Annotated in this window: 22 protein-coding genes, 4 tRNA genes and 1 pseudogene; 14 read left to right on the top strand and 13 right to left on the bottom strand. The window is 63.6% G+C overall.

All coding sequences use genetic code 11. From position 1 onward, the window contains the following. The first annotated feature begins 105 nt into the window (after positions 1-105). Genes HBA99_RS03755 through HBA99_RS03730 form a run of 6 tightly spaced genes read left to right on the top strand, consistent with a single transcriptional unit; the run spans position 106 to position 4671 of the window. Positions 106-561 carry an OB-fold domain-containing protein gene (locus HBA99_RS03755; RefSeq protein WP_070951556.1) on the top strand — a complete coding sequence of 152 codons (456 nt, stop codon included), beginning with the start codon at positions 106-108 and terminating at the stop codon, positions 559-561. Beyond that, on the top strand, positions 558-1034 hold the full coding sequence (locus HBA99_RS03750; protein ID WP_057965671.1) for a Zn-ribbon domain-containing OB-fold protein: 477 nt from the start codon (positions 558-560) through the stop codon (positions 1032-1034). Before HBA99_RS03755 ends, HBA99_RS03750 begins: the two co-directional genes overlap by 4 nt. Then, positions 1027-2097, top strand: coding sequence for a thiolase domain-containing protein (locus HBA99_RS03745; RefSeq protein ID WP_070951557.1), 1071 nt, complete (start codon positions 1027-1029; stop codon positions 2095-2097). The genes HBA99_RS03750 and HBA99_RS03745 overlap by 8 nt, the downstream gene beginning before the upstream one ends. After that, complete coding sequence (locus tag HBA99_RS03740; protein WP_064407834.1) at positions 2094-3248, top strand: thiolase domain-containing protein; 1155 nt, start codon at positions 2094-2096, stop codon at positions 3246-3248. Before HBA99_RS03745 ends, HBA99_RS03740 begins: the two co-directional genes overlap by 4 nt. Further along, positions 3245-4030, top strand: a complete 786-nt coding sequence (locus tag HBA99_RS03735) for an enoyl-CoA hydratase-related protein (protein WP_070920654.1) — start codon at positions 3245-3247, stop codon at positions 4028-4030. Before HBA99_RS03740 ends, HBA99_RS03735 begins: the two co-directional genes overlap by 4 nt. Then, positions 4027-4671 (top strand): TetR/AcrR family transcriptional regulator, encoded by a 645-nt coding sequence (locus tag HBA99_RS03730; protein WP_070951558.1) that lies wholly within the window; start codon positions 4027-4029, stop codon positions 4669-4671. Before HBA99_RS03735 ends, HBA99_RS03730 begins: the two co-directional genes overlap by 4 nt. Here HBA99_RS03730 and HBA99_RS03725 read toward each other — a convergent pair. The 5 genes from HBA99_RS03725 to HBA99_RS03705 all read right to left on the bottom strand — a co-directional run bounded on the left by HBA99_RS03725 (position 4668) and on the right by HBA99_RS03705 (position 8121). Beyond that, entirely contained in the window at positions 4668-5480 is an 813-nt protein-coding gene (locus tag HBA99_RS03725; RefSeq protein WP_064407831.1) for an enoyl-CoA hydratase/isomerase family protein, read from the bottom strand. The genes HBA99_RS03730 and HBA99_RS03725 overlap by 4 nt on opposite strands. Continuing rightward, positions 5477-6247 carry an SDR family NAD(P)-dependent oxidoreductase gene (locus tag HBA99_RS03720; RefSeq protein WP_070920554.1) on the bottom strand — a complete coding sequence of 257 codons (771 nt, stop codon included), beginning with the start codon at positions 6245-6247 and terminating at the stop codon, positions 5477-5479. The genes HBA99_RS03725 and HBA99_RS03720 overlap by 4 nt, the downstream gene beginning before the upstream one ends. Then, positions 6244-6843, bottom strand: a complete 600-nt coding sequence (locus HBA99_RS03715) for a TetR/AcrR family transcriptional regulator (protein ID WP_070931514.1) — start codon at positions 6841-6843, stop codon at positions 6244-6246. Before HBA99_RS03715 ends, HBA99_RS03720 begins: the two co-directional genes overlap by 4 nt. 68 nt (positions 6844-6911) lie before the next feature. Continuing rightward, positions 6912-7349 carry an SRPBCC family protein gene (locus HBA99_RS03710; RefSeq protein ID WP_030094281.1) on the bottom strand — a complete coding sequence of 146 codons (438 nt, stop codon included), beginning with the start codon at positions 7347-7349 and terminating at the stop codon, positions 6912-6914. 28 nt (positions 7350-7377) lie between these two features. Beyond that, the gene (locus HBA99_RS03705) at positions 7378-8121 is read right to left on the bottom strand and encodes a 3-oxoacyl-ACP reductase family protein (protein WP_030094280.1); all 744 of its coding nucleotides are present in this window, start codon (positions 8119-8121) and stop codon (positions 7378-7380) included. A 106-nt stretch (positions 8122-8227) separates the two neighbouring features. Here HBA99_RS03705 and HBA99_RS03700 point away from each other — a divergent pair, with 106 nt between their 5' ends. Then, positions 8228-9118, top strand: a complete 891-nt coding sequence (locus tag HBA99_RS03700) for an alpha/beta hydrolase (protein ID WP_070923804.1) — start codon at positions 8228-8230, stop codon at positions 9116-9118. A gap of 211 nt (positions 9119-9329) precedes the next feature. Further along, positions 9330-10805, top strand: coding sequence for a PPE family protein (locus HBA99_RS03695; RefSeq protein ID WP_070951559.1), 1476 nt, complete (start codon positions 9330-9332; stop codon positions 10803-10805). Positions 10806-10940: 135 nt separating this feature from the next. On the opposite strand, the gene HBA99_RS03690 is transcribed toward HBA99_RS03695, so the two are convergent. Next, positions 10941-12101: a DNA cytosine methyltransferase gene (locus tag HBA99_RS03690; RefSeq protein ID WP_070951560.1), complete on the bottom strand. Its 1161-nt coding sequence runs from the start codon at positions 12099-12101 to the stop codon at positions 10941-10943. A 150-nt stretch (positions 12102-12251) separates the two neighbouring features. Between HBA99_RS03690 and HBA99_RS03685 the strand changes: the two genes are divergently transcribed. Beyond that, positions 12252-13430 (top strand): hypothetical protein, encoded by a 1179-nt coding sequence (locus tag HBA99_RS03685; RefSeq protein ID WP_081347729.1) that lies wholly within the window; start codon positions 12252-12254, stop codon positions 13428-13430. Between the two features lie 19 nt (positions 13431-13449). Here the strand turns inward: HBA99_RS03685 and HBA99_RS03680 are convergent. The 3 genes from HBA99_RS03680 to HBA99_RS03670 form a co-directional block, all read right to left on the bottom strand. Further along, positions 13450-13526 (bottom strand) — tRNA-Phe (locus HBA99_RS03680). Positions 13527-13560: 34 nt separating this feature from the next. Continuing rightward, positions 13561-13637: transfer RNA gene (locus HBA99_RS03675), tRNA-Asp, on the bottom strand. A gap of 29 nt (positions 13638-13666) precedes the next feature. Beyond that, positions 13667-13739, bottom strand: a tRNA-Glu gene (locus tag HBA99_RS03670). Between the two features lie 139 nt (positions 13740-13878). On the opposite strand from HBA99_RS03670, the gene HBA99_RS03665 reads away from it, so the two are divergent. Together HBA99_RS03665 and HBA99_RS03660 are read left to right on the top strand one after the other, a co-directional pair. Beyond that, a tRNA-Lys gene (locus tag HBA99_RS03665) sits at positions 13879-13954 on the top strand. Between the two features lie 69 nt (positions 13955-14023). Then, a complete protein-coding gene (locus HBA99_RS03660; protein WP_070951562.1) occupies positions 14024-15310 on the top strand; it encodes an MFS transporter in 1287 nt (428 codons plus the stop codon). 57 nt (positions 15311-15367) lie between these two features. Here HBA99_RS03660 and HBA99_RS03655 read toward each other — a convergent pair whose 3' ends face one another. After that, positions 15368-16063 (bottom strand): alpha/beta hydrolase, encoded by a 696-nt coding sequence (locus HBA99_RS03655; RefSeq protein ID WP_057969393.1) that lies wholly within the window; start codon positions 16061-16063, stop codon positions 15368-15370. 111 nt (positions 16064-16174) lie between these two features. On the opposite strand from HBA99_RS03655, the gene HBA99_RS03650 reads away from it, so the two are divergent. Continuing rightward, on the top strand, positions 16175-17137 hold the full coding sequence (locus tag HBA99_RS03650; protein ID WP_070951563.1) for an AraC family transcriptional regulator: 963 nt from the start codon (positions 16175-16177) through the stop codon (positions 17135-17137). Positions 17138-17144: 7 nt separating this feature from the next. Here the strand turns inward: HBA99_RS03650 and HBA99_RS03645 are convergent, their stop codons facing one another. Then, complete coding sequence (locus HBA99_RS03645) at positions 17145-18047, bottom strand: DMT family transporter (protein WP_070931517.1); 903 nt, start codon at positions 18045-18047, stop codon at positions 17145-17147. A gap of 51 nt (positions 18048-18098) precedes the next feature. Further along, the gene (locus tag HBA99_RS03640; protein WP_070916655.1) at positions 18099-18563 is read right to left on the bottom strand and encodes a hypothetical protein; all 465 of its coding nucleotides are present in this window, start codon (positions 18561-18563) and stop codon (positions 18099-18101) included. Between the two features lie 102 nt (positions 18564-18665). On the opposite strand from HBA99_RS03640, the gene HBA99_RS03635 reads away from it, so the two are divergent. Together HBA99_RS03635 and HBA99_RS03630 are read left to right on the top strand one after the other, a co-directional pair. After that, a complete protein-coding gene (locus HBA99_RS03635) occupies positions 18666-19154 on the top strand; it encodes an anthrone oxygenase family protein (RefSeq protein ID WP_070931518.1) in 489 nt (162 codons plus the stop codon). Positions 19155-19199: 45 nt separating this feature from the next. Continuing rightward, entirely contained in the window at positions 19200-20048 is an 849-nt protein-coding gene (locus HBA99_RS03630) for an SDR family NAD(P)-dependent oxidoreductase (RefSeq protein WP_070950197.1), read from the top strand. Here the strand turns inward: HBA99_RS03630 and HBA99_RS03625 are convergent. After that, a pseudogene (locus HBA99_RS03625) lies at positions 20045-21159 on the bottom strand (PucR family transcriptional regulator). The gene HBA99_RS03630 and the pseudogene HBA99_RS03625 overlap by 4 nt on opposite strands. Positions 21160-21288: the final 129 nt, after the last annotated feature.

Raw genomic sequence — 21288 nt, 5'->3', positions numbered from 1 at the left:
TCCCTCGCCGCATTGGTGTCCACGTAAATCTGTGGCCGCCATCACTCCCGTGTTACGGTCCTATCGCTCGATTCAATCAATTGATAGAACCGCGTCGGGAGGGCTGTGAGCGACCAATCCTCCGAATCCCTGCGCGCGCCGTACACGATCGAGTTCGGATTCGAGCGCACCGTCGGCCCCAAGATCGGCACCTTCCTCGGCGGACTGCGGGACGCGCGACTTTTCGGAGTACGGACAATCCATGGTCAGGTCTTGTGCCCGGTGCTCGAGTTCGACCCGGCCGATGCCGGCCCTACCGGCGAGCTGGTAGAACTCGAACCGAAGGGCGTTGTCCTGCAATGGACCTGGGTACGGTCGCGGCCGGCAGACGAGTTGCAGGACGATTTCGCATGGGCGCTTATCCGCATCGACGGAACCACTAACGCGATGTTCCACGCCGTCGATGTCGGCGGGAATCCCCTGACCATGAAAACGGGACTGCCCGTCGTCGCACGATGGCGCCCGGACCGTGTCGGCGCCATCACCGATATCGTCTGCTTCGAACCGGTGGGCCCGCAGTGACCGCACTACCCGAACCGGTCTCTTCGATCGCCAGCCCGTTCCGCATGGACTACACGTATGTGGCGGGATCCGGTCGTTCCATCTTCCTGCGCGGGCTGGCGCACAGGCGCCTGCTGGCACGCCGATGCCCTGGCTGTCAACGCGCGTACTGTCCTGCGCCGCAATTCTGTTCACGATGCCTGACGGAACTGGGTGAACCGTTCCCCCTCGCGGGGACGGGAACGGTGGAGACCTTCTGCATCGTGAGCTTCCCCTTTCCGGGACAAGTGTTCGCGCCGCCCTACGCAGTGGCGCACATCCAGTTGCACGGCGCCGACAACAGACTCATGCACATGATCGGAGACACCGCGCCAGACCTCGTTCACATCGGCATGACCGTAGAGCCGGTCTGGGTGACCGATGAGGAGCTCGGTGCCAGCATGCAGAGCATCCGCTACTTCCGGCCAGTGCCAGGCAAGGCCGCCCATGCGTGATGTTGCCGTGGTTTCTTTTTCCCAATCGGCTTGTACTGCAGCAAATCTTCGTGACGATATGGCCGAGATCCTGCTACCCGTGGTCCGCGAGGCCCTCGAACAGGTAGGACTGCGCCGCGAGGACATCGACTTCTACGCATCAGGCAGCCATGACTTCTTCGAGGGCCGTACCTTCGCGTACATCGAGTCCCTCGACGCTGTCGGCGCCTGGCCGCCGATATCGGAATCCCATGTCGAAATGGACGCCGCATGGGCGTGTTACGAGGCCTGGTCATGGCTCCAACTGGGCCACGGTGATATCGCCCTGGTGTACGGCATCGGCCGCGGCGCGCTGCCCACCGACCTGGATCAGGTGGCGCCCGCTTCACTGGACCCCTACTACCTGACTCCCCTTCATCCGCATCGGCATGCGATCGCCGGTCTGCAGGCGGCGGCCGTCGTCGAGGCCGGTATCACCACAGAGCGAGAGATGGCCGATGTGGTGAACCAATCGCTGACCGATGCGTTGTCGAATCCCTTCGCGCTCAGGGCAGGTGCTCCGGGAGTCGAATCGCTGCTGGATCAGCCGTACATCGCCTCGCCACTGCGTCCACACGATGTGGCGCCGGTCGGTGACGGCGCCGCGGTACTGATCCTGGCCACCGGTGATGTGGCACGCCGCCTGGCCCGGCGTCCGGCGTGGATCAGGGCGATCGATCACCGGATGGACACGCACTACCCCGGCTCGCGGGATCTCACGGTAGTGGACTCGGCGCGCATCGCCGCCGACAAGGCAGCAGCTATGGCCGGTTTCACTGCCGCCAGTGTGGAAGTCGCCGAGCTGCACACCGAGTACAGCTATGTGGAACCGCTACTGACCAAAGCCTTGGGCATCGACAACGTGCTCGTGAATCCATCCGGTGGGCCGCTGGCGGGTGCGCCCGCTACCGCTACCGGGTTGATCCGCATCGGTGAATCGGCTCGCGCCATCATGCAGGGCCGCGCCACTCGAGCACTTGCCCACGCCACCAACGGCGCTGCACTGCAGCACAATCTGGTGTGTCTCATGGAGGCGAGCGGATGAGCGCCCGTGTCGCCGTAGTCGGTGTCGGCCAAAGCAAGCAGGCCAAGAAGCGTGAGGTCAGCATCGCGGCGCTGGTGCGCGAGGCGGTGGACGGCGCGCTGGCCGACGCGGAGCTGACGTTCGGTGATATCGATGCGATCGTGCTCGCGAAGACCCCCGATCTCTTCGACGGCGTGATGAATCCGGAGCTATACCTCGCCGACGCGATGGGCGCGCGCGGACTGCCGGTCACCCGGGTGTTCACCGGTGGCAGCGTCGGAGGGCACGCGGCCATCTATGCCGCACATCTGGTGCAAGCCGGACTTGCCGGAAGGGTGCTGGTCGTCGCGTACTCCAAGGAGTCAGAGGGCAACTTCACCTGGGCGCTGTCCCGGCCGCTACCGTTCAGTGCCCAGCTGGGTGCCGGCGCGGGTGGGCATTTCGCACCCGTCATCCGTGAGTACATCCGCCGCTCGGGCGCCCCGGAACACATCGGCTGGCAAGTCGCGGTGAATCATCGCCTCAACGCCATCCGTAACCCATACGCACATATCCACAAGCCCGATATCACCGTCGAGGAGGTGCGCAGCTCCCCGATGCTCTGGGATCCCATCCGGTTCCTGGAATCGTGCCCGTCATCCGACGGCTCGTGTGCGGTCGTCGTTTCTTCCGAACTGTTCGCGACGCATGCGCCACGACCGCCCGCCTGGATTCACGGCACCGGGTGGCGAACCGAGACAGGCCATTTCGCGGGCCGCGATGAGGTGAATCCACGCGCCGGGCAGGAGTGCGCCGCTGCGGCGTACCGCGAGGCGGGGATCACCGACCCGGCCACCGAGGCCGATGTATCCGAGCTCTACATCCCCTACAGCTGGTACGAGCCGATGTGGATGGAGAACATCGGGCTGGCTCCCGAGGGATCGGGCTGGCGCGCCGTCGACGAGGGCCACACCGCGTTCGGGGGCAGACACCCGATCAACCCGTCCGGTGGTGTGCTCTCGGGCAACCCCACCGGCGCGACCGGCCTGCTTCGATTCGCCGAGGCCGCTTTGCAGGTGCGGGGGCTGGCGGGAGAACATCAGGTCGACGGTGCCCGACGCGCGATAGGCCACGCCATGGGCGGCGCATCGCAGTTCCATGCTTTATGGGTGGTGGGGAGCGAGAAACCATGACCGAAGATCGAGAACTTCTCGTCGAGCGGGACGGCCCGATCGTCATCTTGACCATGAACCGTCCGCATCGGCGAAATGCATTGTCTACCAATATGGTGGGACAGCTCGCCCAGGCCTGGGACGAGATCGACGGGGACGACGGTATCCGGGCGGCCATCATCACCGGCGCCGGTAGCGCCTACTGCGTAGGAGGTGATCTCAGCGACGGCTGGATGGTCCGGGACGGCTCCGCACCGCCACTCGATCCCGCCGCCATAGGCAAAGGACTGCTACTCACCCACACCCTGACCAAACCGCTCATCGCGGCGGTCAACGGTGCGTGCCTGGGTGGCGGATGTGAAATGTTGCAGCAGACCGATATCCGTGTTGCCGATGATCGGGCCACGTTCGGTCTTCCGGAGGTGCAGCGTGGGCTGGTGCCCGGTGCCGGCTCCATGGTCCGGCTCAAACGGCAGATTCCCTACACCAAGGCCATGGAAATGATCCTCACGGGCGAGCCGCTGACCGCCCAGGAGGCCTATCATTTCGGCCTGGTGGGCCACGTGGTGCCGGCGGGCACCGCATTGGACAAGGCGCGGAGCCTCGCCGAACGCGTGGCGCGCAACGGACCTCTCGCGGTACGCAATGCCAAGGAAGCCGTGGTGCACAGCGGTTGGATCGCCGAGGAAGACGCCCGCGCGATCGAAGCCCGCCTTACCCGCCAGGTGATCAGCTCTGCCGATGCACGCGAGGGGTTGTCCGCATTCCGCGAGAAGAGAGAGGCGCGGTTCACCGGCCAATGACCAACATCGCATCTGAAACAGACACCTCCGCACATGATTCCACCGATCAGCGATTGCTCAGTGCCGCCGAGCGCCTGTTCGCCGAGCGTGGCGTGGATGCGGTGTCACTGCGCGCCATCATGGCGGCAGCGGGCACCAATGTCGCGTCGGTGCACTATCACTTCGGATCCAAGGAACGTCTCATCGAGGCGCTGCTCGATAAATACCTGAATCAGCTCGAAAAGCGCCGGTTCGCGTTGCTGGACATCGCCGAAAGGGCCGGGACACTGCGCGCCATTGCCGAGGCGATCGTCGTCCCGCTGTCCGAGATCGGCGAAGAGGGCGGAACCGCATGGCTTTCCACCCTCGGCAAGCTCCTCATCAGCGGGCACCCCGCGCTTATCCCGATGAGCGTGAGCTTTCAGCCTCAGGCCGCGCGACTACAGGAACTGATCGTACGGCTGCGCCCGAAGGCCTCACTGCCGTCGATCCGATTCGGGGTCACCCAGGCGGTCACACTGACCTGCGTAGTTCTGGGCGACATCGCGCACACCAATCGACTGATGTCCCTGAGCGGCACCTATCTCGACGACGGGCAGATGAATGCGCAGCTCATCGACATGGTGACCGCCATCCTGGCCGGACCTCCGGCAGAGAACTAGGCACGCCCCTCCCTGAAAGCGTCGAAGGACCGGCGCAATTCGCCGGTGGCAGTACACATCACCTGAGTCCTGTTTTCCAGGTCCAGCGCATGACGCAAGCTCGGCGCGTCGACCGTCTGCCACATCGTCTCTTTCGTCATCCATACCGCCAACGGTGAGTGCACGGCGATTTCTTCGGCCTTCGCGAGCGCCGCCTCAAGGAGGGTTTCAGTGGGCACCACGTCGAAGATCAAGCCGATCCGTTGCGCCTCGTCGGCGCCGAATACCCGTCCGGTCAACATCAGCTCTGCGGCGCGCGCCGCGCCCACCAACCGCGGCAGGTGATAGCTGGTTCCCATATCGCAGTTGGATACCCCATGACGGATAAACACGGCGCCGAATGAGGCCTCCGGGCAGGCGAATCGGATATCGCAGGCTAGCGCCAATGCGAACCCGCCACCGACCGCGTGTCCATTGACAGCAGCGATGACCGGCTGACGCATCCGGTGAATCCGTTCGAACAGCGAGGCCATCAACTCCTGGGCCGCCAGCGTCCGCACCAGCTCCGAGTCGGTGGCACCGAGCAGCGCGGCCGTGGAGGTCGCCCCGATATTGGTGAAATCAGTGGGCAGCGACTTCAGATCGGCTCCGGCACAAAATGATGCGCCGACGGCGGTGAGAACCACCACCCGCACCTTGGGGTCACCATCGGTCTTCTCGACCACGGAGTGCAGCTCGGCCACGGTCTGCGGGTCCAGTGCATTACGGCGCTCGGGACGATCGATCGTGACCACCAGGATTCCGTTGTCGCGATGCTCCGTGTGAATCATCGGGCCACCAACCCCCCGTCGGCGATGATGGTCTGACCGGTGATGTAACTGCCCGCATCGGATGTCAAAAGCAGTGCGGTACCTACCATTTCGTCGGGAACTCCGAGCCGTTTAAGATGATTGGCATTGGCCATCCGTTCCACCTCGGCGGGCGGGGTCTTGCGCACCATGTCGGTGTCGATCGCGCCGGGGGCGAGTGCGTTGACACGCACACCCCGCGAAGCGAGCTCGGCCGCCGCTGACCGCGTGTATGAGACCAGCGCCGCCTTGGCCGCCGAGTACATGGAGACCCCTTGGCCAAACATGAAAGCGCCCACCGAGACAACGTTGAGCACTGCCGCGTGTGAACTGTTCACCAAATGCGGCAGCGCGGCTTGCACCAGAAACACCGGCCCCCGCAGGTTCACACCGAAAGACTTGTCCCACCCGTCGACGGTGAAGGCACCCACCGGTTCGGTGAGTGCATTGGCGGCGTTGTTCACCACGATGTCGACACCGCCGAACTCCTCGACGGCGGCCCGCACCAGGTGCTCCAGGGATTCGATATCGCCCGTGTGCGTCGGTACGCCCAGCGCCCGGCCGCCCAGGGAGCGCAGATGCTCGGCCGCCTCGGCGCACGCTTCCGGTTTGCGGCTTGCGACAACCACATTGGCGCCTGCGTAGGCATAACCTTCGGCGAGAGATCGCCCGATCCCACGGGTGCCCCCGGTGACGATGGCCGTACGCCCCGTGAGGTCGAACAGGCTGGAGAAGGTTTCTCGGTTCATCGTTTCCTCACTTTTCGCTGGTCCACAATGCTCGCCGCGCCCACCACACCAAGAATCTGCTCGATGAGCGCTTCGTCGGCGGTGCCGCGCAAGACGCCGTGGTAGACGGCCATACCCACAACGGTGTCGAAGAGCGCATCCGCCCCGGGCCGGTCCGCACGCCGGCCGGCGGCGACAGCCTCGGCGTGTGCCGTCCGGAACGCTTCGCGCAGAGGCATTTCAGTGCGCGTGACCAAATCCGCATACTGCCCCGGTTCGCGGTGGTACTCGACGAGGAGTCCCGGCATCGCGGCGCGGGTAGCGGGATCGGCAAAGTACTCGACCACAGCGCGCACCACCACGGGCAGATAGTCCTGGAATTCGCCGCGATCGGCGAGGGCCGCGGGCCACGGGCGGTCCGCGATCGCGCTCTCCACCATGGCGGCCTGCGTTGACCAACGCCGGTAAATCGTGGGAGCACCGATGCCTGCGACGCGGGCCACGGCGGGGATGGTGGTGCCCTGATACCCCTCGGTCGCCAACATCTGGCGCACGGTCTCGCGCACCGCGTCATCCTTGTCCGGATCGCGGGGACGTCCCCCCTGGCGTCTATCCACTATCCCAAGACTCCCTAGTTTCGATATTCGGAATAACGATACTAGGGAGGCTTGGCGGAGGGAAGGGTCTACCGGTAGGTGGCGAGGACCTGCTTGCGCAGTCCATCGGTGGCGGTTTCCATGGCGCCCTTGATGGCCCGCTTCAGCACGAATCCGGGCAGCGGGATCAGCGGGTCGACCGTCAGCTCGAACTTCACGTGCGTCTTGTCACCCTTGGGCGTGAAGGTGTACTTACCGTCCTGACGGCGCTGCTGACTGGCCTTCACCAGGGTCCAGCTGACCGTATCGGCGCCCCAGGTGTAGGCGACGGTTTGTTCGTCGGTGATGCCCGCCGTCTTCACCTTCATCTTCACCTCGTGCGGTCTACCGTCGTCGCCCGTGGTCAGCACCGTCGAACTCTGATGCGCCGAAGACCATTTCGGCAGAACCTCGAAGTCTGCGATGACATCCATAATCTGCGCGGGGGTCGCCTCGATGACTATTTCCCGGGTGTCGCTAGTGGCCATGGACCTGACCCTAGCGACCTCGCGAGCGCTAGACGGTGAATCCCCCGTCGATGTTGATCGCGGTTCCCGTGATGTACCAGGCCTCATCCGATGCCAGATAGCTCACCAAGCTGGCGATATCGCGAGGCTGGCCATAGCGCCCTACCGCGATGTTGGGGAGCAGGATCTGCGCCAGCTCGCCATTCTCTGGGTTCATATCCGTGTCCACCGGGCCCGGCTGAACGTTGTTGATCGTGATGCCCCGGGGGCCGAATTCGCGCGCCAGCCCGCGCGTCAGGCCTGCGACGGCCGCCTTCGACATCGAGTACAGCGATGCGTTGGGGGTAGGCGAATGGTCGCCGTTGATGCTGCCGATGGTGACGATCCTGCCTCCCTCGGCCAGATGCGGGGAGGCCGCCTTGATGGCCGCGAAAACAGCCCGCACGTTCACCGCGACGATCGCGTCGAAGTCTTCCAAGGTCGCGGTATCCACGTCGCCAAAGGATGCGATGCCGGCATTGTTGACCAGAATATCCAGTCCGCCAAGGTGTTCGGCCGCCTCGTTGACCGCAGCCGTGAGCTGTGCCGGGTCGGATACGTCGGCCTTGACCGCCAGCGCCCAGCCGCCGTCCTCCTTGACATCGGCCACGACGTCCGCGGCCGGTTGCGGTGAACTCGAGAACGTGAAGACGACACGCGCACCATCTTCGGCGAGCCTGCGCACGATGGCTGCGCCTATTCCGCGCGATCCGCCGGTGACAAACGCGCGGCGACCCTTCAGTGGTGGAGTCATGGTGGTCCTTCCGTAGGTACGCACGGGTCAAGTGGACTCGGGTCCGAAACATTCCCCGTCATGCCAAACCGCCACGTTATGCGCCTCCCACCGGCATACTCGCTGTGTGTCGTCACCTGACATTCACCCCAGCCTCCGTTTGGCGGCCAAGGTATTTCCACGACAGGTCGGCCTGCCACGAACCCTTTCCACCCTGCGCGGATTGATCCGCGCCTCGGGGCTGTTTCCCAGATTTGGGGTGCGGACCGTGGCGGTGAACGACGACGTGACGGTTCGTGCACACGTTCCCAAGAACCTGACCGAGCCGTCCCCGGCTCTGCTGTGGATTCACGGCGGCGGTTATGTGATGGGCACGGCACGTCAGGATGACTTCTTCTGCCGCAAGGTCATGCGGGAAACGGGGCTTCCCGTCGTGTCGGTCGACTATCGGCTGGCACCCGAACATCCCTATCCGACACCCGTCGAGGACTGCTATGCGGCGCTGCGCTGGCTATCGGTGCAAGGTTGGATCGACCCAACACGCATCGCCATTGGCGGCGCCAGCGCCGGCGGCGGACTGACCGCAGCACTTGCGCTGCTGGCGCGTGACCGGGGCGAGGTCGCACCGGCGGCGCAGCTGCTGGTCTACCCGATGCTCGACGACCGCACCACCACGCGCACCGACGTCGACGAAACCAACCTGCGGATGTGGAGCACCAAAAGTAACCGGTTTGGCTGGGACTCGTACCTGGGGGACACCGACCGCAATGTCGCCGTACCGGGTCGGCGGTCGGACTTAGCCGGAGTGGCGCCGGCCTGGTTGGGCATCGGGACGGCCGACCTGTTTCACGACGAGGACCTCCTCTACGCCGAACGTCTGCGTGCCGCCGGAGTGCCCTGCGAGCTGGAAGTCGTGGAGGGCGCTTTCCACGGCTTCGACAGATTCGTACCGTGGGCCGGGGTGTCGAAGGACTTCGTGGCCAAGGCCTGCCGAAGTCTGCAGGGCGCGCTCATTTGATCGACGCCTGACGGCCGGATCTAGCGCACCAAGTCTCTGAATACGTCTGGCCGACAACGGCTCTCCAGGGTCTTTGGCATCAACTCCGTCAATCCCGGGACCAAACAATCCAAACCCCTGTGGGGTACCAGCATGGCCTCCCATCCCACACGCTAATGTAAATGAATATCGTTATCGTTGTCGTTAGTGCGGTGGAGGGTGCGGAGTGGCTATGCCGGTGTGGATGGCTTCGCCGCCGGAGGTGCATTCGACTCTGCTCAGCGCAGGTCCGGGCCCCGGACCGCTGCTCGCCGCCGCAGCCGAATGGTCCTCGCTGGGGGCGCATTACACCGCGACGGCCGATGAGCTCCGGGCAATTCTGGCCGCCACCCATGCGGCAACGTGGCAGGGTCCCAGTGCAGACACGTATGTGGCGGCGCACATTCCGTACCTGGAATGGCTGACCCAAGGCGCCATCGAAAGCAATGCCCGTGCCGCTCAGCATGGTACCGCCGCGGGCGCATACAGCACCGCGCTGGCAATCATGCCCACTCTTGCCGAGCTGGCCGCCAACCACGCCACGCACGCGGCATTGTTGGCAACAAACTTCTTCGGTATCAACACAATTCCCATCGTTGCCACCGAGGCGGACTACGTCCGCATGTGGATTCAGGCCGCCACGACGATGACGGTGTACCAAACCGCCTCCGAGGTCGCCCTGGCGTCTACACCGCCTTCTACACCGCCTCCGTCGATCCTGCATGACCATGAGCATGACGATCACGATCACGAGCACGGCCATGACGACGACCACGGTCACGGAGACCTGGACCCCACCAACCCGGAGTGGTGGGTCCACGTGGCCGGTGAGATGGTCGAGCATCTCAAGCTGCTGTGGAACAACCTGCTGACCGATCCGGCAGCACTGTTGACCAACCTTCCGTTGGTGTTGGCGGATGTCGCTTTTCATGCCGCACAATTGGCTTCGACAATCGGCCAGTTCGCCCCGGTGCTGATCCAGCCCGCGCTTGCTCTAGCGATCGCGAGCCTGAGCTCAATGGTCGGGTTGGCAGGCCTGGCCGGCATCCAGCCGTCGCCTGAAATCGTTGCGACGGAACCGAACCCCGTCCCGGAACCTCCCACCGCGGCGGCTGCTGGGACAGCCCCCGCCTCTAGTTCATCGCCGTCGGCTCCCGCACCGGCCCCCTCCGGCGCACCAGCGCCATCCGCACCAGGTACCGCGCCTGCGCCGTCGTCTCCTCCCCCACCCGTCGGCGATCCAGGTTTCTCGTTCCCGTACGGGGTCGGTGGAGGCCCCCGCATCGGCGCCCGATTGGCTCTGGCGAGCCAGGTCCACACGAGAGCCAGTACGTCAGCCAGGAACTCAGCATCAGAACGGGCGGGGACGGCGGCGACGGCCGCAGCGCGACAGGCACGCCGACGACGCGATCGGAGCAAGCAAGAAGGCCGCGCCGTCGAATACATGGAAATGGACGCCACCCCGGCAGCGGTCTCGCATACCAAAGCTGACGTGATGGCCTCCGGCCGCGCGGCTGGGCCCATGGGATTCACCGGTACGGCGCCCAGAACAGGCCTGGCGGCAACCGGATTGGCCACATTGGGCCGCGAGGACGACTTCAGTGAGGGCGCTCGGGCGCCGATGATTCCCAACACCTGGGACCCGGAGAAAGGCAGCCAATCTGACTAGCTGCGAACGCCACCAAGGCAACTTCGCTGACAGTCGCGACACCCCCGACAGTTGAGCGCTCGGCGGCGGCAGACACAGGTGCGGGTCGTAATTCCGATTAAGGTCGTGTCCAGCGTCGTGGAGCCTGCGTTCGAATCAGGCGAAGACAACCTTGCGAGCGACTCGCTTACCTCCGATGTACCCGAGCTGGCCCATGAGGCTACGCACTACAGCCTTCCCAAGTTCTAACGGGACGGCGTTGCCGAGTTGGCGTTGGACATCTGAACGACTGCCATCGATCTTGAAATCATCCGGGAAGGACATGAGCCGCAACATTTCATTCACACGTAGTCGGCGGACTCTCTCCTCACCGGCAGCGGTGCGAACATTCTCCCAGTGGAACGGACCCACCCACGGTCCTGGCTGGGCCTGAAGGGTGGTGGACGGCCGATCGGGGTCGAGACGGAGCAGAAACGTCCAGTATCGACTTCGCCATTCGAAGTGGTTGCGGCCGCCATAACGATCGGTATGCCACAGGTAGTTTTGCCCAGGTGGCACCTCCGCCGCAAGTTCCGCATATCGTCCGTCTACGATTTCGTCCAAGGACGCGGATGCGAGTCGGGGCAGATCTGCAAACGCTTGCGCAGCACTGACGTGCGGAATCTTGGTGTCATCAATCTTGCGGTCCCGCTCGCTCCAACCGGAGTGCGTTGGCTCTGGGAACTCGAACTTCTTCCCGTCGCGGCGCCCAACTACGAATACACGGCGGCGCAACTGCGGCACCCCGTAGTCAGCTGCGAGTAGCACCTTCCACTGCGGGTTATACCCCAACTCACTCAGACCATTTAGTAGTCGATCGAACTGAGCCTTATGAGTCTTGTAGGTCAATCCCTGAACGTTCTCCAGGACAAATGCTGTCGGTCGCGCTTCGCGCACGACACGGACGTACTCATCGAGCAAGGATGCATTGGGATCACGGCTCTCCCGCTTCTGCTCGAGCCAAAACCCGGACTTCGAGAACGGGGTACACGGCGGGCCACCGACCAGAAGAACCGGTTCGCTAACACGTAGTCCAGCAGTGTCGAGTATCTGTTCGGTGGGAATCTCACGGATATCGCCCGTGAGTGTCGCGGCATCCTTGAAATTCGCCTTCAGCGTCTGCAATGCGAGTTGGTTGTAATCCGTCGCGACCGACACACGCAGCAGACCACTTCCATGGTCACCCGAGGCGAGTGGTTCGCCGTCGGCCCGCGCAACAGCCAGGTCAAGACCTCCCGCGCCGGAGAACAGACTCACTACCGGGAGCTGCTCCCCCATATGTCACCTCGTTCCTCAACATGCACGCGCGGTCGCGCCTTCGTAAGCAGCGAACGTCTGGCCAGTATCGTCGAGTTATTCTGCCTACAGCCACCGACATGCCCAACACTGGCCAAGCAGTCTCTGGACGCCATGCTGAGAGGAAAGACGGTGGAGGAACAGTCGATCGCAGGCCGCGTTTTCCCTGAGACCTACCGACTTCAGGGCCGCACTGACATGCATGCGTTTCTCGTTGATGCCATTCAGTTATCCGGCGGTCACATCCTGTACGCAAGCGAGACGAAACATGCCCCGTTCTATCTTGCTGTGCAACTGGATTCAGACGAGCGAATCGGCATGCGCGTCTACCCGTTCCGAGTAACTCGAAATAAAATCAAAAACCGTCCAACAGACGAAATCCGCGGCCAACTCCGCTATGGGGGAGAAAAGTCCTGGGAACGCGATCATCCAGTGGGGCACGACATCGCCGGGGTGGATGTCACCATGGTTCTAGGCATCGATATCGCCGATGGGGTGCTAGTCGGACTAGACGCGAATCTATGGGATCCGTTGCCGATGGGTATCTCCTTCTACGCCAAGGAAGACGACATCCAGCGAGCGCAAGAATCAGGGTGGCACGTTTGGGAAAAAGTCAACCGGCCGGGCAACAAGCGTGACAAGGCCCGCTCCGCGACGAATCTAGAGACCGTAGTCGCCTTCACCCCTGATCGTCTGATTGACTACGCACGCTTCGAGCGCCGCGCGGCCTCCTTGCAGCTGGACCCGCCCCTGCGCTACTCAGCTGCCATCGCGCTCGCTAAGACTGCAGCCAAGGACGGCCCGCGCCAGCAACATGTCCTCGAGGAACAGTTCGCGCTCACCAGCGCCCAGATTCTGGACATCATCGGAGGCCGTAACCGGCTCTCCGTCGCGGTTCGCGGCGGGGTGGCCGAGTACCACCTCGAGCGGCTACTCCAGGACTCCCCGCAGATCGCCGCAGTCGAACGCCTCGATGTCGATGCCATGCACGATTTCAACGTCACATTGACTGATGGGCGGCGCATGCGGGTGGAGTGTAAGAATGCGAGCCCGACGACTTCCGCAAAGGGCACATTCAAAGTGGAAGTACAGAAGACACGCGCATCCAAGGGAGATCCCGCCTCGCGGTTCTACCCAGCTGACGGCTTTGATGTCGTCGCTGCGTGCCTATTCTCCGCCACCGGATGTTGGCAGTTCCGCTACGGGCTTACCTCACATATGACGCCACACAAGCAGTTCGCCGGCCGGCTCGCTCCGATCCAGCCGATCACTGATGACTGGACGAACAACATCGCAGACCTGAATGACTGAGGCAACGTAGAGAGAAAAATGGTGGCCAGGGCCGGGATCGAACCGGCGACCTTCCGCTTTTCAGGCGGACGCTCGTACCAACTGAGCTACCTGGCCGGACGGCAGATCCACAGATACTGCCTCGCCGTACTGGCGACCCTGACGGGACTCGAACCCGCGACCTCCGCCGTGACAGGGCGGCGCGCTAACCAACTGCGCCACAGGGCCTTACTCTGCTCCCAGCATGACTGGTTGCGTACCCCCAACGGGATTCGAACCCGTGCTACCGCCGTGAAAGGGCGGCGTCCTAGGCCACTAGACGATGGGGGCCCATTCCGAATCTCTCCGGGGTACCCACAACGCTTGTCGCGTTGGGAGCTCGCTTAGCTTAGGGCACAACCTCCCCAGAACCCAAACCGGATAACCACGGTGCTCGCGTGGTGAGCCAACCAGTATCCTGTCTCTCCGCGCCCCTATAGCTCAGTTGGTAGAGCTACGGACTTTTAATCCGCAGGTCCCAGGTTCGAGCCCTGGTGGGGGCACCACATCGCTGGTTGTGATCAGCGGGAGCAGGAGCCTTATCAGGCCCTCGCCCGCTGCCTACCGTTCGGGCAATGACGTCGACAGCCGAGGAAACCACCGAGACACCCGCGCGGCAATCCCGCCCGGTGACCTTCCGGCAGGCGTTCTTCGTCGCCGTGACAGCGGGCCTCGGGTACGGCTTCGACTCGTATACGGTGAACATCTACGGTCTGGTGCTGCCCGAGATCAAGAAGACGCTGCACATCACCGAGGCCCAGGCGGGCTACATCGGCTCGATCTTTCTGCTCGGGTACACCATCGGCACCATAGGCTTCGGTCTCGCTGCCGACCGGTGGGGTCGCAAGACCACACTCGGGGCCTCGATCCTGCTGTACGGCATCACGACCGCCCTGGCAGGTCTCACCACGAACGTCGCCGCATTCACCGGGCTACGGTTCCTGACGGGCGTCGGCGGGGCTGGCGAGCTCGCGGTCGGCGCCCCCTACACCGCCGAGGTGTGGCCGGCCAAGACCCGCGCCATAGGCGTTGGCGGCGTCATCTTTTCACTGTTCTCGCTGGGATACGTGCTCGCCGCCGGCGTTGCCCTGGTCCTAGTACCACGGTTCGGCTGGCAAGCCGCATTCGTCGTCGCGATCGTGCCCGCGGTCGTACTTTTCCTTGCCCGGCAAGGCATCAAGGAATCTCACCGCTACACCCAGACGAAAGCCAAGATCGAACGCGGCGCCACCAAACCCAAGCTGTGGCATGTCCCCGGTGTGCGTCGACGGCTCATTGTCGGCTGGCTGGTCTACACCGCCAACGCGGTCGGCTACTGGGGCATGACCCTCTTCCTGACCACATACATCGTCAAGAAATTCCACGCCACTTCGGTGGAAGCGATCCGCTATGCCCTGATCTTCTTTCTGCTGCAGGCCGTCTTCGTCTTCATCGGCACCGCACTCGCCGATTGGATAGGGCGGCGCCCCTCGGCCATCCTCGCCGCAGTCATCGAAATCGCTTCTACTGCACTGGGAGCCACGTCAGACTCACTCTCGCAGTATCTGGTGTTCGGCGCCATCTCCATCGCGACACTCGGTTGGCTGTGGGGCGTCGGCGATACCTATGTCGCCGAACTGTTCCCCACTGTCTTGCGCGGCACCGGATTCGGTATCGCGGTCGGCGGTGGTCGCGTCGTATCCATCGCCGCACCCACCCTGGTGGGCTGGGCCATAACGCATTACGGAATTCAAACGCCCTATCTTGCGCTGAGCGGGCTGTGGATCCTGACGATTATCGGATACCTGCTGGGCCCTGAAAGCAGGGGCAAGGAGCTCGAAGACCTTGCCGACGAGGCCTTTACCGAAGATCTGGCGACCTAACGAACGCCGATGGGGGCACCGGCAGCATGTGCCGATGCCCCCACGCGTGTGATTCTCTTAGCCGGCGAGTTCCTCAGCGGCCTCGGAGATCAGATCGGCGATGGCAACGGGTTGCGACGCCAAGGAGGCGTGGCTGGCATCCAGTTCGATGGTCTTGCGAGGATTGATCCGCTGCGCCATCTTGCGCTCGTTATCCGGGTTGATCATCCGGTCTTGCGTGGACACCTGGTACCAGGAGGGCTTGACCTTCCATGCGGGTGCCGTGATGGCGTCACCGAATGTCGATGCCAGTGGCGCCTTTTGAGTGACGGCCATGATGAGTGCCGCATCCTCGGGCAGATCCTGCGCGAAGCTCTCACGGAACTTGTCCTGCTTGATCCACAGATAGCCATCGCTGTCGGGGGCCAGATTGGCCGCCGCAGCAGGCGGCAGCTGCTCGGTCAGCTGACCGGGGCTCTCCCCCGCGTCAGGAGCGAACGCCGCGACATAGACCAGGCCCACCACGTTTGGCAGATCGCCCGCCTCGGTGATCACCGCGCCGCCGTACGAGTGCCCGACAAGGAGTACCGGCCCGTCGATCTGCTCCACCATCTGCCGTGTGCGGGCAGCGTCATCGGCCAGTGACGTCAATGGGTTCTCGACCGCATATAGCTCCCCGTAGCCACGCTTGTGCAGCTCGACGATCACGTTCCCCCAATGTGCGGCGCCACCCCAGAATCCGTGGACCAGGACAATAGCCGGTTTGCTGGACATATCTGCCTCTCAGTAGATGTTGGACGACCTCGACCCCGCCGTGTCCGCTCTCGGCGGCACTGTTGACTTACCGGGGCCCCACCAACATATTTGGACTATGGAGCAAGTGGTATGACCGATCATCCTGAATATTTTGCCGATCAGCCAAAATCACACAGCTGGTTCTCAGATTCTCCCGATATCGACGCCTTCTCGGGAGTCTTGTCCGCCATCGGGTTGCGCGGAGAAACCATCATGCGTTGCTCCTCCGAACCGCCTTTCGACATCGCACTACCCCCGAACGAGCGCGTGCTGCACATCGCAGAAACTCCGGGCCTTCGCGTGCACATCGACGGAGATCTCGAGTACACCCTCGGCGCAGGGGACATGGTGCTGCTGGCACGGGGTACGGCGCACCGCCTCGCCCAGGGCGAGCCAACCTGTGTCCGAAATCTTTCTGCGGCAGACGGGCACGTGAGCGCTCGTGATAGCCGCACCGCAACCCGTTGGGTCAGTGGACGATTCACTGCGGAGAAGAAGGCCGCCGACCCCCTACTGTCGGTCCTGCCGCCAGCCATCGTCGTGCGGACCGACCAGCCAGGACATGAATGGCTATCACTGTCTCTCCAGCTCGTGCTGGCCGAAGTCGTCACGCCCAGCCCGGGCTCCTGGGTGATGCTCTCACGGATCCTGGACCTGCTGTTCATTCACGCACTGCGGGAGTGGTCGACCTCCGACCGCGCCGAACCAGGCTGGCTCACCGCGGCTCTGGATCCCCGGCTTGCACCCGTCCTCACCGCGATACACAACAACCTGGCGCATCCCTGGTCCATCGCGGAACTCGCCAAGCACGCGCAGCAGTCACGCTCGGCCTTCACCCAACGATTCACCGCGCTGCTGGGGCAACCGCCCGCCAGTTACATCACCGAGCGACGGCTCGACCGGGCAGCGCATCTGCTGCGCTTCAGCACCGACGCGGTGAGCCAGGTCGGCAAAGTCGTCGGTTACACCTCCGACGCCGCGTTCAGCCGGGCGTTCCAGCGCCGATTCGGCGAGCCTCCGCTGCGGTGGCGCATGCGGCACCGGTCCAGGTGACCACCGGTCAGCGACTTCGCTTGCGGCTCAATACGATTCCTGCGACCACGATCGCCCCTCCCAGGGGTTCATGCCATCCGATTCGCTCGTTCAAGACCAGGGCCCCCAGCAGCACCCCGATCACCGGGGCCAGGTAGGTGACCGAGGACGCGGCGGTGGCACCCCATCCGTTGACGATCTGGGTGTTCCAGACGTACGCCAGTCCGGTGCCCAGCACCCCGAGAGCCGCCATGCTCAGCAGCACGGCGGGGGTGATCGCCATCCGGTGATGGTCAGCGAGCGCCACCACGGCGGTCATCAGCACCGCTCCCAAACCCACCTGAACACCGGCGACCGCAAGCGCGGGTAGCCCCAGCGGCGTGACGTACTTGCGCATGTACACAAACCCGATCCCGTAGCTCATGGTTGCCCCCAAGCACGCGAACTGCGCCAGCACCGGCCCTCCGCGGCCGATCAACTGCCACGGGGCCAACACCACGCACACCCCCAGAAACCCGAGCCCCAATCCGAGCAGCTGCATCCGGCCCGGTCGCTCAGCGCGCAAGGCGATAAGGGTCACCAATGTGGTCATCAGTGGGGTCGCCGCGTTGTAGATGCTGGCCAGCCCCGAGTCGATGCTCTGCTCAGCCCAGGGATAGAGCACGAACGGAATGACGCACAAGGTCAGCGAGACAACGCCGATGTGCCCCCACACCTTGCGCTCGCGCGGCAGCGAAACACGCAGCAGCACAACCAGAGATGCCAGCGTCAGGGCGCCGAAGTCCAAACGCGCGGCAGCCACCTGTAGCGCCGACAGTCCGTGCAGCCCGACCTTGATGAAAAGGAAACTCGCACCCCACACCAAAGCAAGAGCGGCGAACCTCAAGGGAAGCCAGCGGCTACGGGCGGGGGCGGCAGTCGCGGTGTCCACCCAGCAATTCCACAGGACACCCAACCGCCCGCGCTAGCGGTTTTCCGCCATCTAGACGCCGGTACTGGACCCTGGGCGCACGATCATCAGCACGGTCACCGCTGCCCACAACAGGTTGAAGATCCCGGTGAACATCGCCAACCGCGCGAATACCCGCGCATCGAGGGACTCACCATCGCCCAGCTGGACCAACACCCGTTGTTGGCGCGGCAGCATCACAAACACCAGCACCACCGCCGCTATGCCGGTGAGCACCAGCGATGCGATCAGCCAGGGGCTGCCCAGCACCCCCATCAGATCGGCCAGCGGCAGACCAAACATCGGAATCGCAATCCCTACCACGGCATATACCCGGCAGACCCGATGCAGGGTGCGCAGGCTTCCCAGCTCGCCGCCACCATCGGGCGTGGCGGCGGCCCGCCGCGCGAATGCCGGAAACATGCTGGCTGCCACGGCGATTGGCCCCACCGCGAGAATCACCGCCAGCACATGGATGGAGAGCAATAGCTTGGTCACGCGCAGACGGTATCGGTACTACCGCAATGCCGAAAGCCTGCAGCTGGCCATATTTCGACGACTTTCGGCCGTATCACGCCACAATCTTGGGAGTATGTGCCGATGGGCCGTCGGATACTGATGTACTTCACCGTGTTCGGAATCGCGATGTGGTTCTTCGGAAACCTCTACGAGGCGGTCGTGATCGGACCGAACATCGCCGGTGACACCAAGGAACAGCTACGGGCCTTTCAGCAGTTCACCGTGGTCACCAACCCGGTGTACTACTACATCCCGCTCACCCAGATCGCCGCCGTCACGCTGATCGTCTGGTTCGTGCGCACCCCATGGCGGGCCCCGGAGAAGCGCTCACTGTTTATCGCGAGCGCCGCCGAGATAGCGGCGGTCGCTCTCTCGAGCTACATCATTGTCAAGCTCAACATGACGCTCTTCTTCGGATCGCTTGGCGAAACTCCCGACGAGCTCCACCGTCTCGCACTGCAATGGAACCTGCTCAACCTCGTCCGGGTTGGGGTGACGGCACTAGCACTGGTGTTTGCCCTGGGGGCATTGACCAAAGTACGCGCGCGGACATCGACGCAGATCCCTTAACCTGTGACACTCGATCTCATTTAGCCATCTCAGCGAGGAGTGGGCATGCCCAAGACGATCGTCATCACCGGCGCCAACGCCGGAATCGGCCTGGCCAGTGCGCACCGATTGGCCGCGGATGGACACACCATCGTCATGGCGTGCCGCAATCAAGCGAAGGCCAACGCCGCCCGCGATCAAATCCTGGAAGCGACGCCAGGCGCTCGAGTCGACGTCTTGTCGCTGGATTTGTCTTCGTTCGGGCACATCCGACGTTTCGCCAGTGAGCTGGCAGCGCAGCATCCCCAGGTCGATGTGTTGATCAACAATGCCGGCGCCTCGCCCATGCGCCAGTCGAAGACCGAGGATGGTTACGAGCTGCAGTGGGGAGCCAATTATCTGGGCCCCTTCTTGCTGACGCACCTGTTGCTTCCTCAGTTGCAGGCCGCACCGACCGGCGATGCCCGCATCATCCATCTGGCTTCGGTCGCCCACAGCGTGGGCAGGATCAACGAAAACACCTGGCGAGGAAGGCGTTTCTACTTCACTTTCTCCGCCTATGCGCAGTCCAAGATGGGCAATCTTCTGTTCAGCAATGCGCTGGCCCGCCGTCTCCCCGCAGGTGTCACGTCGAACGCACTGCATCCCGGTAATGTCAGATCCGACATTTGGCGCGAGATACCGCAGCCGGTGCGGTCAGTGGTGATGCTGGCGCTGATCACACCGGAGCGGCCGAGTCAGCTGATCACCGACATGGCGGTGTCGGAAGAGCACCGCGGACGCAATGGGGAATACCTCGCCGCACAAACACCGAGCCCGGTACGGCGCTACACCAAAAATCAAGCGGCGCAGGACGACCTGTATGCCAAGAGTTGCGAGCTCGTCGGTGTCGAGCCGTTGCCGGTCCGCGGCTAGGAAAGGTTCAGGCGGCGCTCGGCTTCGATGGCGAGATGCAGCTCGGCGATGTCACGGGGGCGCGCGATATCGCGTCCCGTCAGTTGCTTGAGCCTGCGCAACCGATACCGCACGGTGTTGGGATGGCAGAACATCGCACCTGCAGTGGCCGGAATGGAACCGTCACAGGTGACCCACTGCTGAAAGGTGCTCACGAGCAATTGCCGATCCGCGGCACCAATGTCACCGAGGCCACCTAACACCAGATCGCAGTATCGCTCCATGGTCGGCGGATCGGTAACCGCCGCTATCGCATAGGGATTCACGTCGAACGCCAAAACCGCCTCGTCCCCCGTGGCCGCCAACAAAGCGGCCTTCGCATAGTTCAGAGCCGAACCATGCGGAGGGTAGCCGTCATAAACGGGCTAACCCCTATTCGCTGCACGACAAGACCTCGTAGCGCTTCGCCCAGCTCTCCGAGCCGCGAACGCGTAACGAGCGCAACCACTCCCACCTGCATATCAGGCTCAACCCGCCATGCGGAGGCAAAGCCACGGTCGCCCAGGGTCTTCTCCGCAGCACGCAACGCGCGGTAGTCAAGCGGCCCCGAATCAATGGCAACCACGACGAAGCAGCCGGATTCCGGTAGCCCGAGTAGATGTGCCGCATCCCCTGCGGTCATGCCCGCTGGCAGACGGCCGTCGATAAGCCCACCTACCAGCGCAGAACGTTCCTGATCCCGGTGGATGAGCTGCTCGACGACGACCTCGCGGTACCCCTCGGCCATCGCGTCGGTATAGATGTCCTGGTTCTGCCACGCCTGTGAAGCTGCGGCCCGCAATTCCTGCCGTGACAAGCCGGCTGCGTCAATCGCCTGCAAGATTTGGTCCCATAGAAATTGTCCCCCGGCCCGGTAAGCCGACATCACGTCGGCCAACGGCACCCCTTGTTCTGCGCGCAGCCTGCCGACCCGCCCCGCCACACTCGTATCGGGAGCTCCCGCTCCCATTACCTCCAAGACGAACACCATCTGGTCACGGCCGGCCGCGAACAGATCGTCATCGGTGACCAGCGCAGGATCCCGGTATGCGGCGACCCGTTCACGAATGATCCGACATTGTTCGGCGCACATCTCGTCCACTCGAACAAGCAGCTGACGTCCGACAACATTCAGATTTGCCTTCGCGGCGTCCGACAGTGACTCACCCACGGTGACCAGGCTACTGCTTCCCCCACGTCACGGATTGTTCAAATGGACAAC

Origin of the sequence: Mycobacteroides chelonae (assembly GCF_016767715.1) — a bacterium.
Classification (GTDB): Bacteria; Actinomycetota; Actinomycetes; order Mycobacteriales; family Mycobacteriaceae; genus Mycobacterium; species Mycobacterium gwanakae.
This window is presented reverse-complemented; position numbering and strand designations above follow the sequence as displayed.

Bases quoted from the DNA above. Each gene is read 5' to 3' on its own strand.
- HBA99_RS03630 (WP_070950197.1), top strand. From the start codon at position 19,200: ATGCCCAAGACGATCGTCATCACCGGCGCCAACGCCGGAATCGGCCTG.
- HBA99_RS03650 (WP_070951563.1), top strand. From the start codon at position 16,175: ATGACCGATCATCCTGAATATTTTGCCGATCAGCCAAAATCACACAGC.
- HBA99_RS03730 (WP_070951558.1), top strand. From the start codon at position 4,027: ATGACCAACATCGCATCTGAAACAGACACCTCCGCACATGATTCCACC.
- HBA99_RS03725 (WP_064407831.1), bottom strand. From the start codon at position 5,480: ATGATTCACACGGAGCATCGCGACAACGGAATCCTGGTGGTCACGATC.
- HBA99_RS03710 (WP_030094281.1), bottom strand. From the start codon at position 7,349: ATGGCCACTAGCGACACCCGGGAAATAGTCATCGAGGCGACCCCCGCG.
- HBA99_RS03655 (WP_057969393.1), bottom strand. From the start codon at position 16,063: ATGTCCAGCAAACCGGCTATTGTCCTGGTCCACGGATTCTGGGGTGGC.
- HBA99_RS03705 (WP_030094280.1), bottom strand. From the start codon at position 8,121: ATGACTCCACCACTGAAGGGTCGCCGCGCGTTTGTCACCGGCGGATCG.
- HBA99_RS03740 (WP_064407834.1), top strand. From the start codon at position 2,094: ATGAGCGCCCGTGTCGCCGTAGTCGGTGTCGGCCAAAGCAAGCAGGCC.
- HBA99_RS03635 (WP_070931518.1), top strand. From the start codon at position 18,666: ATGGGCCGTCGGATACTGATGTACTTCACCGTGTTCGGAATCGCGATG.
- HBA99_RS03745 (WP_070951557.1), top strand. From the start codon at position 1,027: ATGCGTGATGTTGCCGTGGTTTCTTTTTCCCAATCGGCTTGTACTGCA.
- HBA99_RS03660 (WP_070951562.1), top strand. From the start codon at position 14,024: ATGACGTCGACAGCCGAGGAAACCACCGAGACACCCGCGCGGCAATCC.
- HBA99_RS03690 (WP_070951560.1), bottom strand. From the start codon at position 12,101: ATGGGGGAGCAGCTCCCGGTAGTGAGTCTGTTCTCCGGCGCGGGAGGT.
- HBA99_RS03695 (WP_070951559.1), top strand. From the start codon at position 9,330: ATGCCGGTGTGGATGGCTTCGCCGCCGGAGGTGCATTCGACTCTGCTC.
- HBA99_RS03735 (WP_070920654.1), top strand. From the start codon at position 3,245: ATGACCGAAGATCGAGAACTTCTCGTCGAGCGGGACGGCCCGATCGTC.
- HBA99_RS03720 (WP_070920554.1), bottom strand. From the start codon at position 6,247: ATGAACCGAGAAACCTTCTCCAGCCTGTTCGACCTCACGGGGCGTACG.